At 69.8% G+C, this 20156-nt stretch carries 16 protein-coding genes; 8 read left to right on the top strand and 8 right to left on the bottom strand.

The features are described 5' to 3' along the window. The first annotated feature begins 128 nt into the window (after positions 1–128). Positions 129–581, top strand: a complete 453-nt coding sequence (locus AC0699_RS19045) for an Rv3235 family protein (RefSeq protein WP_478661490.1) — start codon at positions 129–131, stop codon at positions 579–581. Between the two features lie 334 nt (positions 582–915). On the opposite strand, the gene secA is transcribed toward AC0699_RS19045, so the two are convergent. Then, positions 916–3735, bottom strand: a complete 2820-nt coding sequence (gene secA, locus AC0699_RS19040; RefSeq protein ID WP_478661488.1) for a preprotein translocase subunit SecA — start codon at positions 3733–3735, stop codon at positions 916–918. 238 nt (positions 3736–3973) lie between these two features. Here secA and AC0699_RS19035 point away from each other — a divergent pair, with 238 nt between their 5' ends. Both AC0699_RS19035 and AC0699_RS19030 read left to right on the top strand, forming a co-directional pair. Beyond that, positions 3974–4549 carry a GNAT family N-acetyltransferase gene (locus tag AC0699_RS19035; RefSeq protein ID WP_478661486.1) on the top strand — a complete coding sequence of 192 codons (576 nt, stop codon included), beginning with the start codon at positions 3974–3976 and terminating at the stop codon, positions 4547–4549. A 150-nt stretch (positions 4550–4699) separates the two neighbouring features. Then, entirely contained in the window at positions 4700–5860 is a 1161-nt protein-coding gene (locus tag AC0699_RS19030) for a winged helix-turn-helix domain-containing protein (RefSeq protein WP_478661484.1), read from the top strand. 53 nt (positions 5861–5913) lie between these two features. Here AC0699_RS19030 and AC0699_RS19025 read toward each other — a convergent pair whose 3' ends face one another. The 7 genes from AC0699_RS19025 to mtnA form a co-directional block, all read right to left on the bottom strand. After that, positions 5914–6663 (bottom strand): response regulator, encoded by a 750-nt coding sequence (locus tag AC0699_RS19025; RefSeq protein ID WP_478661481.1) that lies wholly within the window; start codon positions 6661–6663, stop codon positions 5914–5916. Positions 6664–6848: 185 nt separating this feature from the next. Next, entirely contained in the window at positions 6849–7538 is a 690-nt protein-coding gene (hpf, locus tag AC0699_RS19020; RefSeq protein ID WP_453659818.1) for a ribosome hibernation-promoting factor, HPF/YfiA family, read from the bottom strand. Between the two features lie 328 nt (positions 7539–7866). Next, positions 7867–8592 carry a ComF family protein gene (locus tag AC0699_RS19015; RefSeq protein WP_478661478.1) on the bottom strand — a complete coding sequence of 242 codons (726 nt, stop codon included), beginning with the start codon at positions 8590–8592 and terminating at the stop codon, positions 7867–7869. Between the two features lie 96 nt (positions 8593–8688). Continuing rightward, complete coding sequence (locus AC0699_RS19010; protein WP_478661476.1) at positions 8689–10536, bottom strand: LpqB family beta-propeller domain-containing protein; 1848 nt, start codon at positions 10534–10536, stop codon at positions 8689–8691. Further along, positions 10526–12562, bottom strand: a complete 2037-nt coding sequence (gene mtrB / locus AC0699_RS19005) for an MtrAB system histidine kinase MtrB (protein ID WP_478661475.1) — start codon at positions 12560–12562, stop codon at positions 10526–10528. The genes AC0699_RS19010 and mtrB overlap by 11 nt, the downstream gene beginning before the upstream one ends. A gap of 1 nt (position 12563) precedes the next feature. Further along, entirely contained in the window at positions 12564–13253 is a 690-nt protein-coding gene (gene mtrA / locus AC0699_RS19000) for a two-component system response regulator MtrA (RefSeq protein ID WP_351232597.1), read from the bottom strand. A 4-nt stretch (positions 13254–13257) separates the two neighbouring features. Then, positions 13258–14403: an S-methyl-5-thioribose-1-phosphate isomerase gene (gene mtnA, locus AC0699_RS18995; RefSeq protein WP_478661471.1), complete on the bottom strand. Its 1146-nt coding sequence runs from the start codon at positions 14401–14403 to the stop codon at positions 13258–13260. A gap of 182 nt (positions 14404–14585) precedes the next feature. On the opposite strand from mtnA, the gene AC0699_RS18990 reads away from it, so the two are divergent. The 5 genes from AC0699_RS18990 to AC0699_RS18970 are packed head-to-tail and all read left to right on the top strand — an operon-like array spanning position 14586 to position 19999. Further along, the gene (locus AC0699_RS18990; RefSeq protein WP_478661468.1) at positions 14586–15800 is read left to right on the top strand and encodes a DUF7847 domain-containing protein; all 1215 of its coding nucleotides are present in this window, start codon (positions 14586–14588) and stop codon (positions 15798–15800) included. Between the two features lie 4 nt (positions 15801–15804). After that, complete coding sequence (locus AC0699_RS18985) at positions 15805–16494, top strand: DUF4129 domain-containing protein (RefSeq protein WP_478661466.1); 690 nt, start codon at positions 15805–15807, stop codon at positions 16492–16494. Then, positions 16491–17696, top strand: a complete 1206-nt coding sequence (locus AC0699_RS18980) for a DUF4350 domain-containing protein (RefSeq protein ID WP_478661462.1) — start codon at positions 16491–16493, stop codon at positions 17694–17696. Before AC0699_RS18985 ends, AC0699_RS18980 begins: the two co-directional genes overlap by 4 nt. After that, positions 17693–18676, top strand: coding sequence for an AAA family ATPase (locus tag AC0699_RS18975; RefSeq protein ID WP_469773079.1), 984 nt, complete (start codon positions 17693–17695; stop codon positions 18674–18676). Before AC0699_RS18980 ends, AC0699_RS18975 begins: the two co-directional genes overlap by 4 nt. Before the next feature lie 12 nt (positions 18677–18688). Next, positions 18689–19999 carry a DUF58 domain-containing protein gene (locus tag AC0699_RS18970; protein WP_478661458.1) on the top strand — a complete coding sequence of 437 codons (1311 nt, stop codon included), beginning with the start codon at positions 18689–18691 and terminating at the stop codon, positions 19997–19999. Positions 20000–20156 lie beyond the last annotated feature (157 nt).

The raw sequence follows: 20156 nt of genomic DNA, 5'->3' as shown, positions 1-20156 counted from the left end.
CCGTCACCCGGATAGGTGATCCTCGGCGCCCCTTTCGGCACGGCTCGGCGGTCCTTGCGGCCCGGCCTCCCCCGCCCGTACAAGATCCCCACCGAAAGTTACTTGTGGGTATCGAAGGGGCGGCAGCCATGCACAACACCTCGGCCAGGACGCGTACGAAGCCCGGAGACCGGCATGACAGCCGCGGCCCCGGCCGCATGCCGCAGCGCACCCCGCGGCCCTCCTCGCCGCCCGCCGGGGGCCGGTCTCGCCTCCCCCGCTACTGGTTCGCCGAGCGCCTGCTCTCGGTCCTCAGCGGCAACCGCCCGGTCCACTGGATGCTCGGCCACACCATCGGCGACGCCTACGAACACCTCGTACGCCTGGCTCCGGGCAGCCCGCTCCGTACGAGCGGACTGCGGCCGGTGGTACGCCACTGCGACGAGTACGTGCCCCGCCCGGGCGTCATCGAGGCCTTCGCCCGCATCGCAGCCGGCGACCAGGTCCGCGCCATGGCCTTCCGCCTCGAACAGGGACCGGACCTGCGCTGGCGCTGCGCGGCTGTGGAACTCGGCGGCGAGCGCGTCATCGTCGACGCATGACGGTCGAGGGAGCGATCGAGGGACGACGGTCGAAGGGCGACGGACGAGGGGCGAGGGACGAAAGACGGCGGTCGAGGAAGCGACGCCGAGGCATGCACGACGCACGCCACCGTCACTCCATCGTGTGCGCCCGGCGAGGCCCACGAGCGCCCCGGCCACGGCCAGGACCTCGACTCGGCGGCGACTCGGCCCGCGCAAACAGGCCGCGTACACGAGCCAGCGCACACGGCGCGCACACGAGCCGCGCACCTGGGCCGCGCACACGACGCGGGGCCGCGACACCTTCCGGTGCCCGGCCCCGCGGTCCACGCGCCTGTGGCGCTACTTCTGCGCGCTACTTCTTGCGGCGCCGGCCGGCGCCCTTCTGCGCCTTGCGGCGCTCCGCGCGCGTCAGGCCGTCCGACTCGGACCGGGACGGCACTTCGCCGTTCGTGAAGTCGCCCTCGACGATGGTGCCCTCACCGTCGACCTTCGGCGCGGTGAAGTGCAGCCGGTCCGGCCGCTGCGGCGCGTCGAGCCCCTTGGCGCGGATCTCCGGACGGCCCGCGCCCGCAGGCACCGCGTCCTCCTTCGCCAGCGAGGTCTTCTCGGCCGCGTCCTGCACCGGGATCTCCTCGACCTGCTGCTCGACCTGGACCTCCAGGTTGAACAGGTAGCCGACGGACTCCTCCTTGATGCCCTCCATCATCGCGGTGAACATGTCGAAGCCCTCGCGCTGGTACTCCACGAGCGGGTCCTTCTGGGCCATCGCGCGCAGGCCGATGCCCTCCTGGAGGTAGTCCATCTCGTAGAGGTGCTCACGCCACTTGCGGTCCAGGACGGACAGCACCACACGCCGCTCCAGCTCACGCATGATGTCCGAGCCGAGCTGCTTCTCGCGCTCGTCGTACTGCTCGTGGATGTCGTCCTTGACGGTCTCGCCGATGAACTCGGAGGTGATCCCGGCCCGGTCGCCCGCCGCCTCCTCCAGCTCCTCGACCGTCACCTTCACCGGGTAGAGCTGCTTGAACGCGCCCCACAGCCGGTCGAGGTCCCACTCCTCCGCGAACCCCTCGACGGTCTCCGCCTGGATGTACGCGTCGATCGTGTCGTCCATGAAGTGGCGGATCTGCTCGTGCAGGTCCTCGCCCTCCAGGACGCGGCGGCGCTCGCCGTAGATGACCTTGCGCTGCCGGTTGAGCACGTCGTCGTACTTCAGGACGTTCTTCCGCGTCTCGAAGTTCTGCTGCTCGACCTGGGACTGGGCGGAGGCGATGGCGCGCGTCACCATCTTGTTCTCGATCGGGACGTCGTCCGGGACGTTGGCCATGGCCATGACCCGCTCGACCATCTGCGCCTTGAACAGTCGCATCAGGTCGTCACCGAGCGAGAGGTAGAAGCGGGACTCGCCCGGGTCGCCCTGACGGCCGGAACGACCGCGCAGCTGGTTGTCGATACGCCGCGACTCATGGCGCTCGGTGCCCAGCACGTACAGCCCGCCGAGCTCCTTGACCTCCTCGAACTCGGCCTTCACGGCCGCCTCGGCGCGCCCCAGCGCGTCCGGCAGGGCCGCGGCCCACTCCTCGACGTGCTCGACGGGGTCCAGGCCGCGCTGACGCAGCTCCGCCTCCGCGAGATCGTCGGGGTTGCCGCCGAGCTTGATGTCCGTGCCACGGCCGGCCATGTTCGTCGCGACCGTGACGGAGCCCTTGCGGCCCGCCTGAGCGACGATGACGGCCTCACGCTCGTGCTGCTTGGCGTTGAGCACCTCGTGCTGGATGCCGCGCTTGTTGAGCTGCTGCGAGAGGTACTCGGACTTCTCGACCGACGTCGTACCGACGAGGATCGGCTGGCCCTTCTCGTGCTTCTCGGCGATGTCGTCGACGACCGCCGCGAACTTGGCGACCTCGGTGCGGTAGATCAGGTCCGACTGGTCCTTGCGGACCATCGGCCGGTTCGTCGGGATCGGCACGACGCCGAGCTTGTAGATCTGGTGGAACTCGGCGGCCTCGGTCATGGCCGTACCGGTCATTCCGGAGAGCTTGCCGTAGAGGAGGAAGAAGTTCTGCAGGGTGATCGTCGCGAGGGTCTGGTTCTCGTCCTTGATGTCCACCCCTTCCTTCGCCTCGATCGCCTGGTGCATGCCCTCGTTGTAGCGGCGGCCGGCGAGGATACGGCCGGTGTGCTCGTCGACGATCATGACTTCGCCGTCGATGACGACGTAGTCCTTGTCCTTCTTGAAGAGCTCCTTGGCCTTGATGGCGTTGTTCAGGTAGCCCACCAGCGGAGTGTTCACCGACTCGTAGAGGTTGTCGATGCCCAGCCAGTCCTCGACCTTCGAGACACCGGCCTCATGGATCGCGACGGTCCGCTTCTTCTCGTCGACCTCGTAGTCGCCGGTCTCCTCGATGCCCTTCAGCGGATTGCCCGGCTCACCCTTGGTGAGGCGCGTCACCAGCTTGGCGAAGTCGCCGTACCACTTGGTGGCCTGGTCGGCCGGACCGGAGATGATCAGCGGCGTACGGGCCTCGTCGACGAGGATCGAGTCGACCTCGTCGACGATCGCGAAGTTGTGGCCGCGCTGGACGAGCTCGTCCTTGGACCACGCCATGTTGTCGCGCAGGTAGTCGAAGCCGAACTCGTTGTTCGTTCCGTACGTGATGTCGCAGGCGTACTGCTCGCGGCGCTGCGCGGGCGTCATGTTGGCGAGGATGCAGCCGACGCTGAGGCCGAGGAACCTGTGAACCCGGCCCATCATCTCGGAGTCACGCTCCGCCAGATAGTCGTTGACCGTGATCAGGTGGACACCCTTGCCCGAGAGCGCGTTGAGATAAGCGGGCAGAGTGCCGACGAGGGTCTTGCCCTCACCGGTCTTCATCTCGGCGACGTACCCGAGGTGCAGCGCCGCGCCGCCCATCATCTGTACGTCGTAGTGGCGCTGGCCGAGCACACGCTTGGCGGCTTCGCGGACGGTCGCGAAGGCCTCGGGGAGCAGGTCGTCGAGGCTCTCGCCGTCGGCGTAGCGCTCCTTGTACTCATCCGTGAGCGCCCGCAACTCGGCGTCGGAGAGGTTGACGAAGTCCTCTTCGATGGAGTTGACCTGGTCCGCGATGCGGTGCAGTTTGCGCAGGATCTTGCCTTCGCCTGCACGCATGAGCTTGTTGAAGACGGACACTGAGGCTGGTCTCCTTGCCGGTCGGGCCTGGCACTGGGTCGTGGTGGACACTGGCGCGGGCACGGCAGGTGGACCCCACCGCAACGGCCATCGTAAGCGAGGACCCGGCCGCGCCGGGAGGTCCACCGGGACGCATGGCCGACTGCCGCGCATACGGAGAACGTACGGGAGGCGCGGAAGGTGCCGCCGATCCCGAAAAGTGTTGGCATCGAAGACGCACAGTTACCAGAATCTCGCTATGGAACCCGTCACCCTCACCACCGAGCGTCTGCGGCTGCAGCCCTTCACACCGCATGACGCCGAAGAGGTCCGCGCGGCGTGTCAGGACCCCGACATCCAGCGCTGGGTTCCCACCATCCCCGTGCCGTACGAGCAACAGCACGCGGAAGAGTTCGTCGGCCTGACCGTGCCGGACGGCTGGCGCAGCGACACGGCGTACACGTTCTCCGTACGTCCGCGAGAGGGCGGTCCGATCGTCGCCTCGGCGAGCCTCCACCATCCGCGCTCGGGCACCTGGGAGGTCGGCTTCTGGACGGCCAAGGAGCACCGGGGCTGCGGCTACGCGACCGAGACGGTCCTGGCCATGGCGCGCTGGGCCTTCACCGAGCTGGCCTGCACCCGCCTGGAGTGGCGTGCGATTGTGGGCAACACGAGCTCGCGCGCCGTCGCCGAGAAGGCGGGCTTCACGGTCGAGGGCGTCCAGCGCGCGGGCCTCCACGGCAGGGGAACCCTGCGGGACTGCTGGATCGCCTCACTGCTCCCGTCGGACCTCGGCCTGCCGTGCCCGGTCCCCTATCTCCCCGCGAAGGACTGACCCCGAGCCTCCCCGCGAAGGACTGACCCCGAGCCTCCCCGCGAAGGGCTGATCCCGAGCCTTCCCGCGGAGGACTGACCCCGCGTCCTCCGGCGAAGGAGATCTGCCTGGCTGAGCCGGCTGTCAGTACCTCCCTCTATGGTGCGGAGCATGACGACCGCACCGCCTGCCGCCGAGCTGTCCGCCGACGAAGCCCGCCGCATAGCACTACGCGCCCAGGGGTTCCTCGGCGCTCCGGACCGCCGGGGCGGCGTGCGGGGAGTGCTGCGCCATCTCGGAGCCGTCCAGCTGGACACGATCTCGGTGCTGGCGCGCTCGCACGAGCTGATTCCGTATGCCCGCCTGGGCTCGGTGGGCCGTAAGACGGTCGAGGACGCGTACTGGACCGAGGCTCATGCCTTCGAATACTGGTCGCACGCGGCGTGCATCCTCCCCGTCGAGGAATGGCCGCACTTCGCCTTCCGCCGCCGCGCCTACCGCGACCGCCCGCACTGGTACCACGACCTTCCGGACGGCGCTTACGACACGGTGATCAAGCAGCTACGGGCCGAGGGACCGCTCACCGCCACCGAGCTGGGCGGCGCGAAGAACGGCGGGGAGTGGTGGGACTGGTCGGCGGCGAAGGTCGCCGTCGAGCGGGCGCTGATGTACGGCGAGGTGGTGTGCACCGAGCGGCGCGGCTGGAAGCGGGTGTACGACCTCGCCGAGCGCGCGATCCCGGACGCGCTGCTCCATGACGACCTGGATGACAGGGAGTGCCTGCGCCGGCTGGTGCGCCTGGCCGGACAGTCCCTGGGGGTGGGCACGCGCGCGGACATCGCGGACTACCACCGCCTCAAAGGCGAGCAGTTCGACGCGGTGATCGCCGACTCCGGTCTCGTACCGGTCCATGTCCAGGGCTGGGACAAGCCCGCGTGGGCGGACCCGGAGGCACTCGCGAGCGAGCCCCGCGGCCGTCACCGTACGACGCTGCTGTCGCCGTTCGACTCGCTGATCTGGGAGCGGGCGCGCACCGAGCGGATCTTCGGATTCACGCACCGTCTGGAGGCGTACGTCCCCAAGCCGAAGCGGGTGTACGGCTACTTCGCGATGCCGCTGCTGTCGGGCGGCAAGCTGCTGGGCCGGGTCGACCCGGCGCGCGAAGGCACCACTCTGGTGGCCAAGCAGGTCTCGCTGGCCACGCCGAAAGCGGTGCTGCCCATGGCCCAGGCGCTGCTGGAGGCGGCCCAGTGGGTGGGTTGCGACTCGGTCCGTGTCGAGCGCGTCGACAGCCCCGAACTGACGGCGCCCCTGGTCGCCGCCCTCGCCTGACCAGGCTCGGTCCGCGGTCTGCCCACACTACGGGGTCGCTGCCGGCGTGCCCCCTACCGGATCTCCAGGATCTTCTCCCGCATCGCGTAGACCACCGCTTCCATCCTGGAGTGGAGCTGGAGCTTCTCCAGGATGTTGCGCACGTGGTTCTTCACCGTGTTCTCGGAGATGAACAACTCCTTGGCGATGTCACGGTTGTTCATCCCCGTCGCCACCAGCTTGAGCACCTCCAGCTCGCGGTCGGTCAGCCGGGGAGCGGGCACCAGCCGACGCTCGTCGGTGCGCTGGATCATCGACTTGAACTCGGTGAGCAGCTTCGACGCCATGGACGGGCTGATCTGCGACTGCCCGTCGGCGACCGCGCGGATCGCCGTGGCCACCTCGTCCGTGGAGATCTCCTTGAGCAGATATCCGGTGGCACCCGCCTTGATCGCGTCGTAGAGGTCCGCCTCCTCGTCGCTGATCGTCAGCATGATGATCTTCGCGCTGGGCGCCACTTCCTTGATGGAGGTGCAGGCTTCGATCCCGCCCCGCTTCGGCATCCGGACATCCATGAGCACGATGTCGGGCAGCAGATCGGCCGCCTTGTCGACCGCCTCCGCCCCGTCCCCGGCCTCACCGACGACCTGGATGTCCTCCTCCTGGGCGAGGACGATCTCCAGCCCGCGGCGGAAAAGGGCGTGATCGTCCACGACGAGCACCCGGATCGGCTCCTTGCGGGACATGCCGGTCTCCGCACCGCCCGCACCGCCCGTGACCTGGGCGTCTTCCGCGTCATGCACCGGTCCGAAGCTGTCCGCCATCGTTCCTCCCCCTGAAGGCCGTGGCCTGGTTCATCTGTGGTCTGCCAACCGCAGTCCACAGCGCACCGGTTGGCTCGGATCGCCATGATTTCATGCCCGCACGGCGGTGGCGCGGTCCCGTGGTGGCACAAGGGTGCCCCTGGGGGCGCACGGAGCACTCCAGGGGCACCAATGGAGGAGCGGGATCAGCCGCCGAGCGCTCCGCCCGCGCCGCCCGCCTCGCGCTCGGCGAGCGGGTCGGTCGTCAGGTGGATGACGCCGTAGTCATAGGCGTGCCGTCGGTAGACGACACTGGGTTCCTTCGTCTCGGAGTCGACGAACAGATAGAAGTCGTGCCCGACCAGCTCCATCTCGTAGAGCGCCTGGTCGAGCGTCATCGGGGCGGCGACGTGGGTCTTCTCGCGGACCACCAGCGGTCCTTCACCCTGCACTTCGAGCGAGCCGATCCTGGTGGTGGGAATGGAATCCGAGGCTTCCTCGGAGACAGGCTCACCGCTTCCGTTCAACTGGGCTACGCCAGGAACGACATCGGCGACCTCTGCTGCCGACAGCCGGCCGTTGCCCCTGCGGGTGTGACGCTTGTCGTGCTGCTTGCGCAGCCGAGCCTCCAGTTTCGCCGTGGCCAGGTCGAGCGCCGCGTACGGGTCCCCAGCCGCTGCTTCTGCCCGGATCACCGGGCCACGCGAAAGAAGTGTGATCTCCACGCGGTCGGAACGGTCGGCCTGCCGCGGATTGTGCTCCTTGGACACCTCGACGTCGAGGCTGATCACCTTGCCGTCGAGCTTCTGGATCTTGTCCAGCTTCAGCTTCTCGGCCACGTGCTTGCGGAACCGCTCGGGCACCTCGGTCTTGCGGCCCTTGACGACGATGTCCACGCAGAACTCCGTTCCCGGATCGCTCCGCACTCGACGCGGAGCATCTCCCTCTTGCACCAGGCCCCGGTGTGCACCGGAGCCTCGGACTTGGCGACTTTCACCTCCTCCTCCCCCAACGGCAAGATCCCCACCCCACCAACTTCGAGGTTCTGGGCTGCTTCATGAATACCTGGCCGTAACCCAATCATGCATTCGATGAAGCACGGCGTTCACCGTTTCTCACAACCGAACATAGCTCGCCCGGACGGTTGTCGGCACCCGCTACCAGCGCGTACGTCCATTCAGGGGATATCCGGTTCTTGCTACCTGCAACGTTGCTCCTACCCGGTCAGTTCCGGCCTATTTCGAACGACAGCGGGGGTGCGGCGACGACAGCGGCACTCACGCGCACGTATCCGGAACAACGCGCGGCGGTCGCGGCACGCAGTGCCCGGGCAGCCTCCACGAGCGAGGCACCCGTGGTCATCACATCGTCCACCAGCACCGCTCTACGGCCCTCCAGGAGCCGCTCGGCACCATCGGCCACCTCCAGGGCCCCCGCCATGTTCAGCAGCCTTCTCCGGGCTGTGAGGCCCGACTGGTCGGCCACCGGCCGGCACTGCCTCAGCACCGGCAGCGCCCGGGCGTACGTCCCCGTGCGCCGCAGTGCCGCGGCAGCGGCCACGGCGATACGGCGCGCCGCATCATGCCCCCGCGCCCGCACCGCCCGCCGCGCCGACGGCATGGGGATCAGCAGCAACGGCTCCGGCCCGCCCAGAGCCTGCGGCACCGCTGCCCGTACGGCCCCGGCCAGCGCCCGGCCGATCGGCCCCGCCAGTCCCAGCGCACCCCGCTCCTTGTGCGCCAGCAGCACCGCCCGTACCGCGTCCTCGTACCGGGCGGCAGCGAACACCACCGGCAGCCCCACCGGCTCGGGCCGCGGTCTCGCCCGCCCCGGCGAGGGACCGGCCAACTGCCGCGCGCACTCCGTGCACAACGGCGTACGAGGACGTCCGCAGCCCGCGCAGGCGACCGGCAGCACCAGCCCGGCGATCTCGTGCCACCACCCCTGCATGACCACCACTGTGCTCCTGCCCGAAAGGCGCGGCCACCCCTGTGGAAAACTCCCGTGAGCACCCTGTGGAAAACCCCGCCGGGACAGGCCCGTGCCCTACCCCGGGTAGACCGGCGACGAGCCCTTCTCGATCATCGTCTGCCAGTTCGCGTTGGGCACGAGTCGCACCAGCCCGTCGTCGGAGACCGCCACCAGATACTGTTCCTCGTCCTCTGTGGCGGCCACAGCCGACACCTTGTTCAGACCCGGCAGGCCACCGGCGGGCGTGAGGGAGCCGTCGGTCTGTATGTAGCGCACCTGCTGCACACCGCCGGCCTCCTTTCCGACCACGACAAGGCGGCTGGGGCCTGCCCAGGACAGGGCTGTCACCGTCTCCAGCCGGGGCGCCGCGGCCTGCAGTTCCACCACCGAGACTGCCGAGTTCCCCGTGGCGTCCGTGTGCCGCTCGATCCGGCCGATCTTCAGGGTGCTCCTGCCGTCCTTGGCGAGCAGCATCGCTATCCGCACACCATCGGCCGACACCCGCAGCGACTCGATCCGAGCGCCGTCGAGCCCGTCGACCTTGACCTCCTGCTCCTTGCCCTGGCCGTTCGCCAGGCGCAGCAGTCGCGGATGGGCCGGATTCCGGTCGGCGACCCACAGATCGTTCCGGTCCCAGCTGGGCGCCGACAGCCGGTCCGTGGCCTTCGGAGCCTGACTCTGCACGAGCGGATCGGGCAGTGTCTCGTCGGACATGATCGACGCCGTATAGAGGGACTTCCCGTCGTGCGAGACCGCCGCCGCGCGCTGCAGATTCCGGGCCACGGCAACCGTGCTCAGGCGCAGCTCACCATTGCCGAACGGCCCCGGCACCAGGGTCTTGTCGGTCTTCCTCGGCTTTGCCCCCACCACGGCCATCCGGCCGGCGCCGTCGACGAAGTAGACGTTGTCCGGGCTCGCCGTGGAACGCGACGGAGCGTACGCCTCTGCCTGATCGGAGTTGAGCACACACAGCTGAGACCCGTCGGCGCGCTGCAGCTCGACCTGCTCGACACGGGGCGACGTCAGATCACGCAGGGTGAGAAGAAGCTGTGTGGCCATCTTGTTGCACACGGTGCGCCCGACATTCGACGCCTTGTCGTTGAGGGGCACCTTCAGGGCGTTCTGATCGTCGGGGGTGAGGGACGTGATGCCCTTCTTCAGCCCCGTACCCGTGGGGAACGGGGCCTCCACCACCGGCTTCAGCCAGTCCGTCGGCCCTTCGAACAACGCCGACACCGTCTGTGAGACCGGGTCCATCCGCGTCACCGGATCCTGCCGCTGCCGGATGTACACCGGGTCGGCGACCACCGACTGCTGCCCCGACGCGAAGTAGTACTTGTTGACGGAGCTGTAGTTGCGCAGGAAGTCGCTCTCCCCGAGCACCAGGCCCTGAGGCGCCGAGTCGATGCGCCATTCCTTGCCCTTGCCCTTGCCGTCGGGCCCGCTCTGCCGCACCAGGCGCAGCGTCCCGCCGTACTGGGTGGGCACCACGGACTTGTAGGCGTGCTGGTCCACCGTGGCGATCAGCTCGCCCGACAGCGGATAGCTGCGCTTGCTGTCGCGCTCGCCCACGGCCGGCGCGCCTGGGTCCGGGGCCTCGGTCAGCACCGTGACGAGCTCTTCCGGCCGCCATTCCTTGGACGCCCGCTTCGTCAGATATTTGCGAGCCGTCGCGAAACTCGGATCATCACTGGTCATGGCCTCCAGGAAGCCGCCGACGATCTCCTCCGGGCTGGCACCGTCGCGGGGCGGGACCGCGTAGACACGCACCTGCGAGTCCGCGCCCTTGGTGGCCTTCACCTGCTCCACGTCGCCACTGTCCGGCATCGACGCACACCCGGTCAGCAGGACGGCCGCGCAGACGAGCAGCGCCCACGCCCGTATGGCGCGCCTGTGGCCGTACCGACGAGCCTCAGCGCCCACGAGTCGTGTCCTCCCGCTCCGAAACCTGTCCCGGGACGGAGCCCACCGTCCCGTCTTCACCCGCCCGCTCGCCCAGCGGACGGGCCACCACGCGGGCACCGCTGCCCGGCAGTGCTGCCGGATCCACCGCCGCCTGCGGGGCGTGCGGCGGCACCGGGGGCCGAGCCGGAACGGGCAGCCTCGACCGATCCGCGCCAGGCTGCGCCGGTACGGTCGACAGCCGCAGCGCGCTCTCGTTCGCCGCCTCGGCCGCGGCACGCTCACGGGCCCGCCGGGAGTCCTCGGGCTCCAGCGGTATCGGCGATCCGCGCAGCGGCTCGTCCGCGGTCCGCGGCAGGGTCAGCCGGAACTGCGAACCGCCGCCCGGCTCACCCCATGCCTGCAGCCAGCCGCCGTGCAGCCGCGCGTCCTCGACCGCGATGGACAGGCCGAGGCCCGTACCGCCGGTCGTACGCGCACGCGCCGGGTCGGCACGCCAGAAGCGGTTGAACACCCGGGTGGCCTCGCCGGGCTTGAGCCCCACCCCGTAGTCACGCACGGCCACGGCGACCGCGCCGCCCGCTGCCGCCAGCCGCACCACCACGTCGCGTCCCTCGCCGTGCTCCACGGCGTTGACCACCAGATTGCGCAGGACGCGCTCGATCCGCCGGGCATCGGCCTCGGCCACCACGGGCTGCTCGTCCCCGACCACCCGGATACGGGTGCCCTTGCGCTCGGCCAGCGGCTCGGCGCCGCCGATCACCCTGCGCACGACCTCACGCAGATCTATCGGCTCGGCCTCCAGCGCCGCCGCACCCGCGTCGAAGCGGCTGATCTCCAGCAGGTCGGCGAGCAGCGACTCGAAGCGGTCCAGCTGATCCCCGAGCAGCTCGGCGGAGCGCGCGGTCACCGGATCGAAGTCACTGCGCGCCTCGTGGATCACATCAGCCGCCATCCGGACGGTCGTCAGCGGCGTACGCAGTTCGTGCGAGACGTCCGAGACGAACCGGCGCTGCATCCTGGAGAGCTCCTCCAGCTGCTGGATCTTGTGCTGGAGGTTCTGCGCCATCTTGTTGAAGGCCTCGCCCAGCCTGGCGATGTCGTCCTCGCCGGTGACCTTCATGCGCTCCTGGAGCCGTCCGGCGGACAGCCGCTCGGCGATCCCCGCAGCCATCCGTACCGGTGTGACGACCTGCCGGACCACCAGCCACGCGATGGCCCCGAGCAGGACGACCACGAACAGTCCGGCCGTCGCCAGCGTCCCCTTGACCAGGCTCAGGGACTCCTCCTCCTGCGTCAGCGGGAAGAGGTAGTAGAGCTCGTAGGAGTTGCCCGCGACATCGTTGAGCCGTTTGCCGACCACCAGCCCGGCCTCCGGCTCCTTCGGAACCGAATACTTGATCTTGGCGTAGGTCTGGAACGTCCCCGTGCCCTGGGCGACCGAGCTGCGCAGAGCTTCGGGAACGCTGGTCACATCCACCTCGCCGGACGCCCGGGGAGCACGGCTCGGCCCGGCGTCCTGGGAATCAGGACTCAGCGCCACCACGTGGTACGCACCCTGGCCGCCACTGGCCAGATGCTTGACCAGCTCGGACCGCCAGTTCACGGAGCTCCGGCCGGGCCTGCCGTCCGTCGCGTCCCCGTCCTGCCCGCCGAGGGCGGACGGTCCGCTCGCGTCCTGCGCCGCCACGAATCCGCCGGCGGCCTGGCTCAGCGCCGCCTGTTCCTTGGCGTCCAGCAGACCATTGCGCACCTGGCCGATGACAACGAGCCCGAGCAGCAGCACCACACCGAGCGACATCAGCAGTGTGCCCGCGACGACCCGCAGCTGAATGTTCCGCCGCCACAGCCGGACGGCGGGCAGCAGCGGACGGCGGACCCAGCGCACGACCAGCCGGAGCACCGGCCCACCCGGTGCCCCGTCCTGCAACAGCCGTCCACCCTGGAACAGCCGGCCGGATCGCCAAGACCCACGCCCGGGCCCGGCAGCCCGCCCCGTACGGACTCCCGGCCCCCCGGGCTTCGGAGCAGTGCTGCCCACGGCCATGTCAGCTCGGTCCGGCCTTGTAACCGACACCACGGACGGTCACCACGATCTCCGGCCGCTCCGGGTCCTTCTCGACCTTGGAGCGAAGCCGCTGCACGTGCACGTTCACCAGCCGGGTGTCAGCTGCATGCCGGTACCCCCAGACCTGCTCGAGCAGCACCTCGCGGGTGAACACCTGCCACGGCTTACGGGCGAGCGCGACGAGCAGATCGAACTCGAGCGGGGTCAGCGCGATCGACTGCCCGTCCCGCTTCACGGAGTGACCGGCCACATCGATGACCAGGTCCCCGATCGCGAGCTGCTCGGGGGCCGGCTCCTCCGACCTGCGCAGCCGCGCCCGGATCCGGGCCACCAGCTCCTTCGGCTTGAACGGCTTGACGATGTAGTCATCGGCACCGGACTCCAGTCCGACCACCACATCGACGGTGTCGCTCTTGGCCGTCAGCATCACGATCGGTACACCCGACTCGGCCCTGATGAGCCGGCACACCTCGATGCCGTCACGGCCCGGCAGCATGAGATCCAGCAGCACCAGGTCCGGCTTGGCCTCCCGGAATGCGGCAAGTGCCTTGTCGCCGTCCGCTACGAACGACGGCTCGAACCCTTCACCACGCAGCACAATCCCGAGCATCTCGGCCAGTGCGGTGTCGTCGTCGACGACAAGGACGCGTCCCTTCATATTCGACATCATCCCATTAGCTAATCGTTACCTGGCGTGACCTGGCACACAGATCCACTATCGCTGCCCTCGTGACCGGGGAGATCGCCCCTTCTTCGGTGACGATCGCGGTCACGAGTTCGGGAGGCGTGACATCGAACGCAGGGTTGTACGCCTGGGTTCCCAGGGGGGCCACCGGCAGCCCGGCGGCATCGGCACCCGCCGCCGCGGCACCCAGTGCCTGCATTTCCGTCACTTCCTGCCCCGATCGCTGTTCCACCTCTATCGACGCCCCGTCCGCCGTCCGCAGATCCACCGTCGTGGTCGGCGCCACCACGATGAACGGCACATGGTGGTACTTGGCCAGCACCGCCAGCGGATAGCTCCCCACCTTGTTCGCCACAGAGCCGTCCGCCGCGATCCGGTCCGCCCCTATCAGGACCGCATCGACCTCTCCCGCCGAGAAGAGTGAGCCGGCCGCATTGTCCGTGAGCAAGGTGTAGGCCATCCCGTTTCTGGCCGCCTCGTACGCGGTGAGCCGGGCACCCTGCAGCAGCGGCCGCGTCTCGTCCACCCACAGCTTGCGCAGCCGGCCCGCCCGGTGCGCGGCGAGCGCCACCGCGAACGCCGTGCCCTCCCCGCCGGAGACCAGCCGCCCCGTGTTGCAGTGCGTCAGGATCCGATGACCGCCGCCCGGCAGCAGCTCGTCGAGCAACGCCAGTCCGTGCCTCGCCATCCGCTCACTGGCCTCGGCGTCCTCCCGGTGCAGCTCCCGTGCCGCAGCGAGCGCGGCGCCCGCCGCCTCTTGCGCGTCGGCGCCCTTGCCGACCGCCTCCTGGTAGGCGGCGGCCGCCAGCCGTACGCCGTACCCGAGATTGACCGCGGTGGGCCTCGCCTGCTCCAACAGGGACGCCGCCTCGGCGACGTCGTACCCACGCGCTGCGGCCAGCGCCACACCGTAGGCACCGGCGATCCCGAGCAGGGGCGCCCCACGCACAGCAAGAGTCCGGATCGCCCGCACCAGCCCCGGCACGTCCGTACAGACGAGTTCGGCCTCTTCGGCGGGCAGCCGGGTCTGGTCGAGCAGGACCAGCACAGGGCCTTCCGGTGGCTCGTCCCAGCACAGCGACGGCAGCCTTGGCGGCCCCTCAGCGGCCGGGGTTTGTGCGTAGTGATCAGCCATCTGCACAGTCTGCCCGTTGAGACACCGACAATGAAGGTGAGAAGGAGATCCAGGGCCCGGCCCACCAGGGAGCGGCGCGTGGCACGATGGCTGCCAGCCGTCCGCCCCGATCCGTGGACGGGCTCCGTGACCGAACCGGCCTTGCGAGCCGGCCCCGCGACCAATCCATGAGGTGGACAACCGTGAACAACACTCCGGGCTGGACCTCGCCCGGGTCCGCCCCCTCCGACGGCCAGGGCTCCGAAGCGCCCGAACCTGCTGACGCGACCGGTCCCTCCTCGAAATGGTCCAAGGAGCAGCCGCCTGTCGGCCAGTGGGCTCCGCCGGCCTCTCCGGGCGACCGCCCTGTGCCTCCGGCACCCCAGCAGGGGTGGGGCGGCGGGCCGCAGCGGGGCGGCTGGGGACAGCCGCCCGCCGCAAAGCCCGGGGTCATCCCGCTGCGCCCCCTGGGCGTCGGCGAGATCCTGGACGGCTCGGTGTCGACTCTTCGCGCGCATTGGCGCACGGTGCTGGGCATCACGATCACCGTCTCGGTCATCACCCAGATCTGCGACATCCTCGTCCAGCGCTACCTCGTCCCGCCGGTACCCGCGGTGGACCAGAACGCGAGCCCCGAGGAAACCCTCCGGCAGACAGTGGACCAGCTCAACGCGACCCTCGTCGGGCTGGCTCCCGCCATGGCGATCACCTTGATCGCCACGCTCTTCACCACCGCACTGCTCACTGTGGTGATCAGCCGCTCGGTGCTGGGGCGCCCCGTCACCCTCTCGGATGCCTGGCGCGAGGCACGGCCCAGGCTCCCGCATCTCCTCGGCCTGACCTTGCTGCTGCCGCTGATCGCCGCTGTCGTGATGACCGTGGGCATCCTTCCCGGACTGCTGCTGGGCTCCGCGCGGGGCGTCGCCCTCACCATCCTGGGCGGAATCGCCGGTGTCGTCGTCATGCTGTGGCTGATGGTCCGGTTCGCCCTCGCATCGCCCGCGCTCATGCTGGAGCGGCAGGGAGTCGTGCAGTCCATGCGCCGCTCCGCCAAGCTCGTGCGCGGAGCATGGTGGCGGATCTTCGGCGTACTGACCCTCACGCTGGTGCTGACCCTCCTCGTCTCGATGATCATCGCCATTCCGTTCACGCTGATCGCCTTCGCTGTCGACGGCGACGGCCTCAGCGGACTGCTGTCGGGCACCGCACCCGATTACGGCTGGCCCTTCCTGATCATCACCGGCATCGGCGCGGTGATCGGCTCGTCCATCACCTACCCGATCTCGGCCGGCGTCACGGTCCTCCTCTACGTGGACCAGCGCATCCGCCGCGAGGCCCTCGATCTGGAACTGGCCCGCGCCGCGGGCGTCCCCGGCTACGGCTCTGCGGCACCGGGCGACGAGGCCTCCAGGAGCTGACGCAGTGTCCATCACGGGGGGCACGACCGCGGCGCGGCTGATGGTCCGCGCGAACGACGACGTACCGGTGGACATCCCGCGCGTACCCGCCCGGGAGGCGGCGGAGCGCGAGCTGAGCAAGCCGATGTACCACGAGAACGATCCGAACCTGCTCCAGCGAGGTCTCGACCGTTTCTGGGAGTGGGTCGGAGACATCCTCGACGCCGCATCGGGCGCCGCCCCCGGCGGTCCGCTGGGACTCGTCGTCATCGTGCTGATCGTGATCGCCCTGGGCGCCGCCCTGTGGTGGCGGCTCGGCACCCCGCATCGCACTCCCACCACCGGCGACTCGCTCTTCGACGACCGCCCTCGCAGCGCCGCCGAACACCGCACGGCCGCCGAGACACACGCCGCCGCCGGTCGCTGGAACCAAGCGGTCCAGGATCGAATGCGCGCCATTGTCCGCTCCCTCGAGGAGCGGGCTCTTCTCGAGCCACGCCCAGGCCGCACCGCCGACGAGGCCGCCGCGGAAGCCGGTCGCTCCCTGCCGGGCCACGCCGACGCGCTGCGCATCGCTGCCCGCACCTTCGACGACGTCACATACGGCGGCCGCTCGGCCGACCAACAGGCGTACCTGCGCCTGAAGGACCTCGACGCCGATCTTGAGCGCGCCAGACCCCGTCTCAGCAACGCGGCCCAGGGAGCAGCCGAATGACCGGGGCCACGGCCGGCGCCGCCACCTCGGCGTCCCTCACCTCCCGTCAGATCTGGGCACGCACCCGCGGTGTACTGCTCGTTCTGGTCCTGCTCGTCGCCGCCAGCATCGCACTGGCCGCCGTACGCTCCGGGGAGCAACACGGGCGCCTCGACCCGCGCTCTGCCGACCCCTACGGCAGCCGCGCCGTAGCCGAACTCCTCAAGTCCCAGGGCGTCTCCACCCGCGTCGTCACCAGCCTCGACGAAGCCACCACCGCCGCCACGGGCCCCGACACCACGCTCCTGGTGGCCGCTCCCGACTTGCTGACAGATCCTCAACAGGATGCTCTGCGCACGGCGATGGTCCCCTCGGGCGGTCGCATGATCCTGGTCGCCCCAGGCCCGCCCTCCGTCGGCACACTCGCCCCCGGCGTACGGGCGGACAGGCCCACATCCGTCTCGGCCCGCGAACCGCGCTGCACCTTTCCTGCCGCCCAGCGCGCAGGAAGCGCCGACCTCGGTGGTGAGCGCTACGCCACCGACGACCTCCCCGACGCCGAGGCCTGCTACCCGAGCGACGGGCTCCCCAGCCTGCTCAGGATCGAGAACTCCGGCGGCGGCGACACCGTCCTGCTCGGCTCCTCCGACATCCTCCACAACGAGCGTCTCGGCAAGGAGGGCAATGCCTCGCTCGCCCTCCAACTCCTCGGCTCCCGGCCTCATCTCGTCTGGTACCTCCCCTCGCTCAGTGATGACTCCGCACCGGACAACGACACCGGTGGCGGCGAGAGCGGCTTCGCCGAACTGATCCCTTCCGGCTGGCTGTGGGGCATCCTCCAGCTCGCAGTCGCCGCCGTGCTCGCCGCTGTGTGGCGAGCCCGCCGACTGGGACCACTCGTGGCCGAACGGCTGCCTGTCGCCATCCGCGCCTCCGAGTCCGCCGAGGGCCGCGCCCGCCTCTATAGCAAGGCCAACGCCCGCGACCGCGCCGCCTCCGTACTCCGCCAGGCCGCCCGTACCCGGCTCGCCCCTCTCCTGGGCGTCGCCCCCGCGGACGCCCATTCCCCCGATGCCCTCCTCCCGGCCGTCTCCGCGCATCTCGCCGATGGAGACCGTGACCTCAGGACTCTGCTCTTCGGCCCGGCACCCGCGGACGACGCCGCTCTCATCCGCCTGGCTGACCAACTCGACGCCCTCGAAAGAGAGGTACGCACTTCATGAGCGCCCCGACCCCCGAGACCGCTGGGAACTCGGACAACGCACGCGCTTCCCTGGAGGCCCTGCGCACCGAGATCGCGAAGGCCGTGGTCGGCCAGGACTCCGCAGTCACCGGACTCGTCGTCGCCCTCCTCTGCCGTGGCCACGTTCTCCTCGAAGGAGTCCCGGGCGTCGCCAAGACGCTCCTCGTCCGTGCCCTCGCCGCGTCCCTCGAACTCGACACCAAACGCGTCCAGTTCACCCCCGACCTCATGCCCAGCGACGTCACCGGTTCGCTCGTCTACGACGCACGGACCGCCGAGTTCTCCTTCCAGCCGGGTCCCGTCTTCACTAACCTGCTCCTCGCAGACGAGATCAACAGGACGCCGCCGAAGACGCAGTCGTCGCTCCTGGAGGCAATGGAGGAACGCCAGGTCACCGTCGACGGAACTCCGCGCGCCCTCCCAGACCCGTTCCTGGTCGCAGCGACGCAGAACCCGGTCGAGTACGAAGGCACGTACCCCCTGCCCGAGGCCCAACTCGACCGCTTCCTGCTCAAGTTGACGGTCCCGCTGCCCTCACGCGACGACGAGATCAACGTCCTCGCACGGCACGCCGAGGGCTTCAACCCCCGCGACCTCCAGGCCGCCGGGATCCGCCCCGTCGCCGGCCCCGCCGACCTCGAGGCCGCCCGCGCCTCCGTCGCCAAAACCTCGGTCTCCAGCGAGATCGCGGGCTACGTCGTCGATATCTGCCGTGCCACTCGTGAATCCCCCTCGCTCACTCTCGGTGTCTCCCCCCGAGGCGCCACCGCGCTGCTCTCCACCGCCAGAGCCTGGGCCTGGCTGACGGGCCGGGACTACGTGATTCCGGACGATGTGAAGGCTCTGGCCCTTCCCACTCTCCGGCACCGCATCCAGCTCCGCCCCGAGGCCGAGATGGAAGGAGTCACCGCTGACTCCGTCATCACCGCGATCCTCGCCCATGTCCCCGTCCCCCGCTGAGGCAGTGATCTGATGGCTCTCACCGGACGAACGGCTCTCCTCGCCGCCCTGGGCTCCATCCCCGTCGGTGTCTTCGCACCGAGCTGGGCGGGGATGCTTGCCGTCAACGCACCGCTCTCAGTAGCAATTCTGTGCGACTACGCCCTGGCAGCACCAGTACGAACGCTCCAGTTCACTCGAAGCGGTGAAACAACCGTTCGACTCGGTGAGAGCGCAGAAGTTCAGCTCACCATCACCAACCCGTCCGGTCGACGGCTGCGCGCCCGCCTCCGGGACGCCTGGCCGCCCAGCAGCTGGGTCCCGGGCACGGAGCAGGCCGCCTCGCGCCACACCGTGACCGTGCCCGCCGGCGAGCGCCGCCGCATTTCCACGATCCTGCGACCCACCCGCCGCGGGGACCGCCACGCGGAACGCGTCACCGTCAGGTCGTACGGCCCGCTCGGCCTGGCCGCACGCCAGGGGAACCACCACGTGCCCTGGACGGTGCGCGTCCTGCCGCCCTTCACCAGCCGCAAGCACCTCCCCTCCCGGCTTGCCCGGCTACGCGAACTCGACGGCCGTACCAGCGTGCTCACTCGCGGCGAGGGGACCGAGTTCGACAGCCTCCGCGACTATGTGCCGGGCGACGACACCCGTTCCATCGACTGGCGCGCGACCGCTCGTCAGACAACCGTGGCAGTGCGCACCTGGCGCCCCGAGCGGGACCGTCACATCCTCGTCGTGCTGGACACAGGCCGCACATCGGCCGGCCGCGTCGGCGACGTCCCGCGGTTGGATGCCGCCATGGACGCCACGCTCCTCCTCATCGCGCTCGCCACTCGCGCAGGTGACCGCGTGGACCTCCTCGCGTACGACCGCCGCACCCGAGCCCAGGTCCAGGGCCGATCGGCAGGGGACGTACTACCCGCAATGGTCGACGCGCTCGCCCCGCTCGAACCGGAACTGGTGGAGACGGACGCCCGCGGCCTCAGCGCCGCCGCGCTCAAGCACGCACCGCGTCGCTCCCTGATCGTCCTGCTGACCAGCCTGGACGCCGCTCCGATCGAGGAGGGCCTGCTACCCGTCCTCCCACAGCTCACTCAGCGCCACACGGTGCTGGTCGCCTCTGTGGCCGACCCTCACATCGAAAAGATGGCCGGCGGTCGCGGCGCCTTGGACGCGGTGTACGACGCCGCTGCCGGCATCCAGGCGCAGACCCAGCGCCGCCGCTCGGCCGAACAACTTCAGCGCCACGGTGTGACCGTTGTCGACGCCACTCCGGAGAATCTCGCGCCGTCCGTGGCCGACGCCTATCTGGCGCTGAAGGCCGCGGGACGTCTGTAGGACAGCTCGTCGTCTCGAGCGAGCTCAAGCGGAGGAGGTTCGCTCTGAGAGGGAAGGGCCCAGAACGCAGAAAAGCCCCGGGCTACAAGGCCCGGGGCTTTCCCCAAAGATTGTTCGGCGGCGTCCTACTCTCCCACAGGGTCCCCCCTGCAGTACC

It is taken from the genome of Streptomyces sp. NPDC043870, from assembly GCF_056435785.1.
Note: the sequence above shows the minus strand (reverse complement) of the source record. Positions and strands in the feature narration are given on the sequence as shown.

Excerpts from the sequence above, each read along its gene's own strand:
- AC0699_RS19045 (WP_478661490.1), top strand. The coding sequence starts at position 129 with ATGCACAACACCTCGGCCAGGACGCGTACGAAGCCCGGAGACCGGCAT.
- AC0699_RS19035 (WP_478661486.1), top strand. The coding sequence starts at position 3,974 with ATGGAACCCGTCACCCTCACCACCGAGCGTCTGCGGCTGCAGCCCTTC.
- AC0699_RS19030 (WP_478661484.1), top strand. The coding sequence starts at position 4,700 with ATGACGACCGCACCGCCTGCCGCCGAGCTGTCCGCCGACGAAGCCCGC.
- AC0699_RS19025 (WP_478661481.1), bottom strand. The coding sequence starts at position 6,663 with ATGGCGGACAGCTTCGGACCGGTGCATGACGCGGAAGACGCCCAGGTC.
- AC0699_RS19015 (WP_478661478.1), bottom strand. The coding sequence starts at position 8,592 with ATGCAGGGGTGGTGGCACGAGATCGCCGGGCTGGTGCTGCCGGTCGCC.
- mtrB (WP_478661475.1), bottom strand. The coding sequence starts at position 12,562 with ATGGCCGTGGGCAGCACTGCTCCGAAGCCCGGGGGGCCGGGAGTCCGT.
- mtrA (WP_351232597.1), bottom strand. The coding sequence starts at position 13,253 with ATGATGTCGAATATGAAGGGACGCGTCCTTGTCGTCGACGACGACACC.
- mtnA (WP_478661471.1), bottom strand. The coding sequence starts at position 14,403 with ATGGCTGATCACTACGCACAAACCCCGGCCGCTGAGGGGCCGCCAAGG.
- AC0699_RS18980 (WP_478661462.1), top strand. The coding sequence starts at position 16,491 with ATGACCGGGGCCACGGCCGGCGCCGCCACCTCGGCGTCCCTCACCTCC.
- AC0699_RS18975 (WP_469773079.1), top strand. The coding sequence starts at position 17,693 with ATGAGCGCCCCGACCCCCGAGACCGCTGGGAACTCGGACAACGCACGC.
- AC0699_RS18970 (WP_478661458.1), top strand. The coding sequence starts at position 18,689 with ATGGCTCTCACCGGACGAACGGCTCTCCTCGCCGCCCTGGGCTCCATC.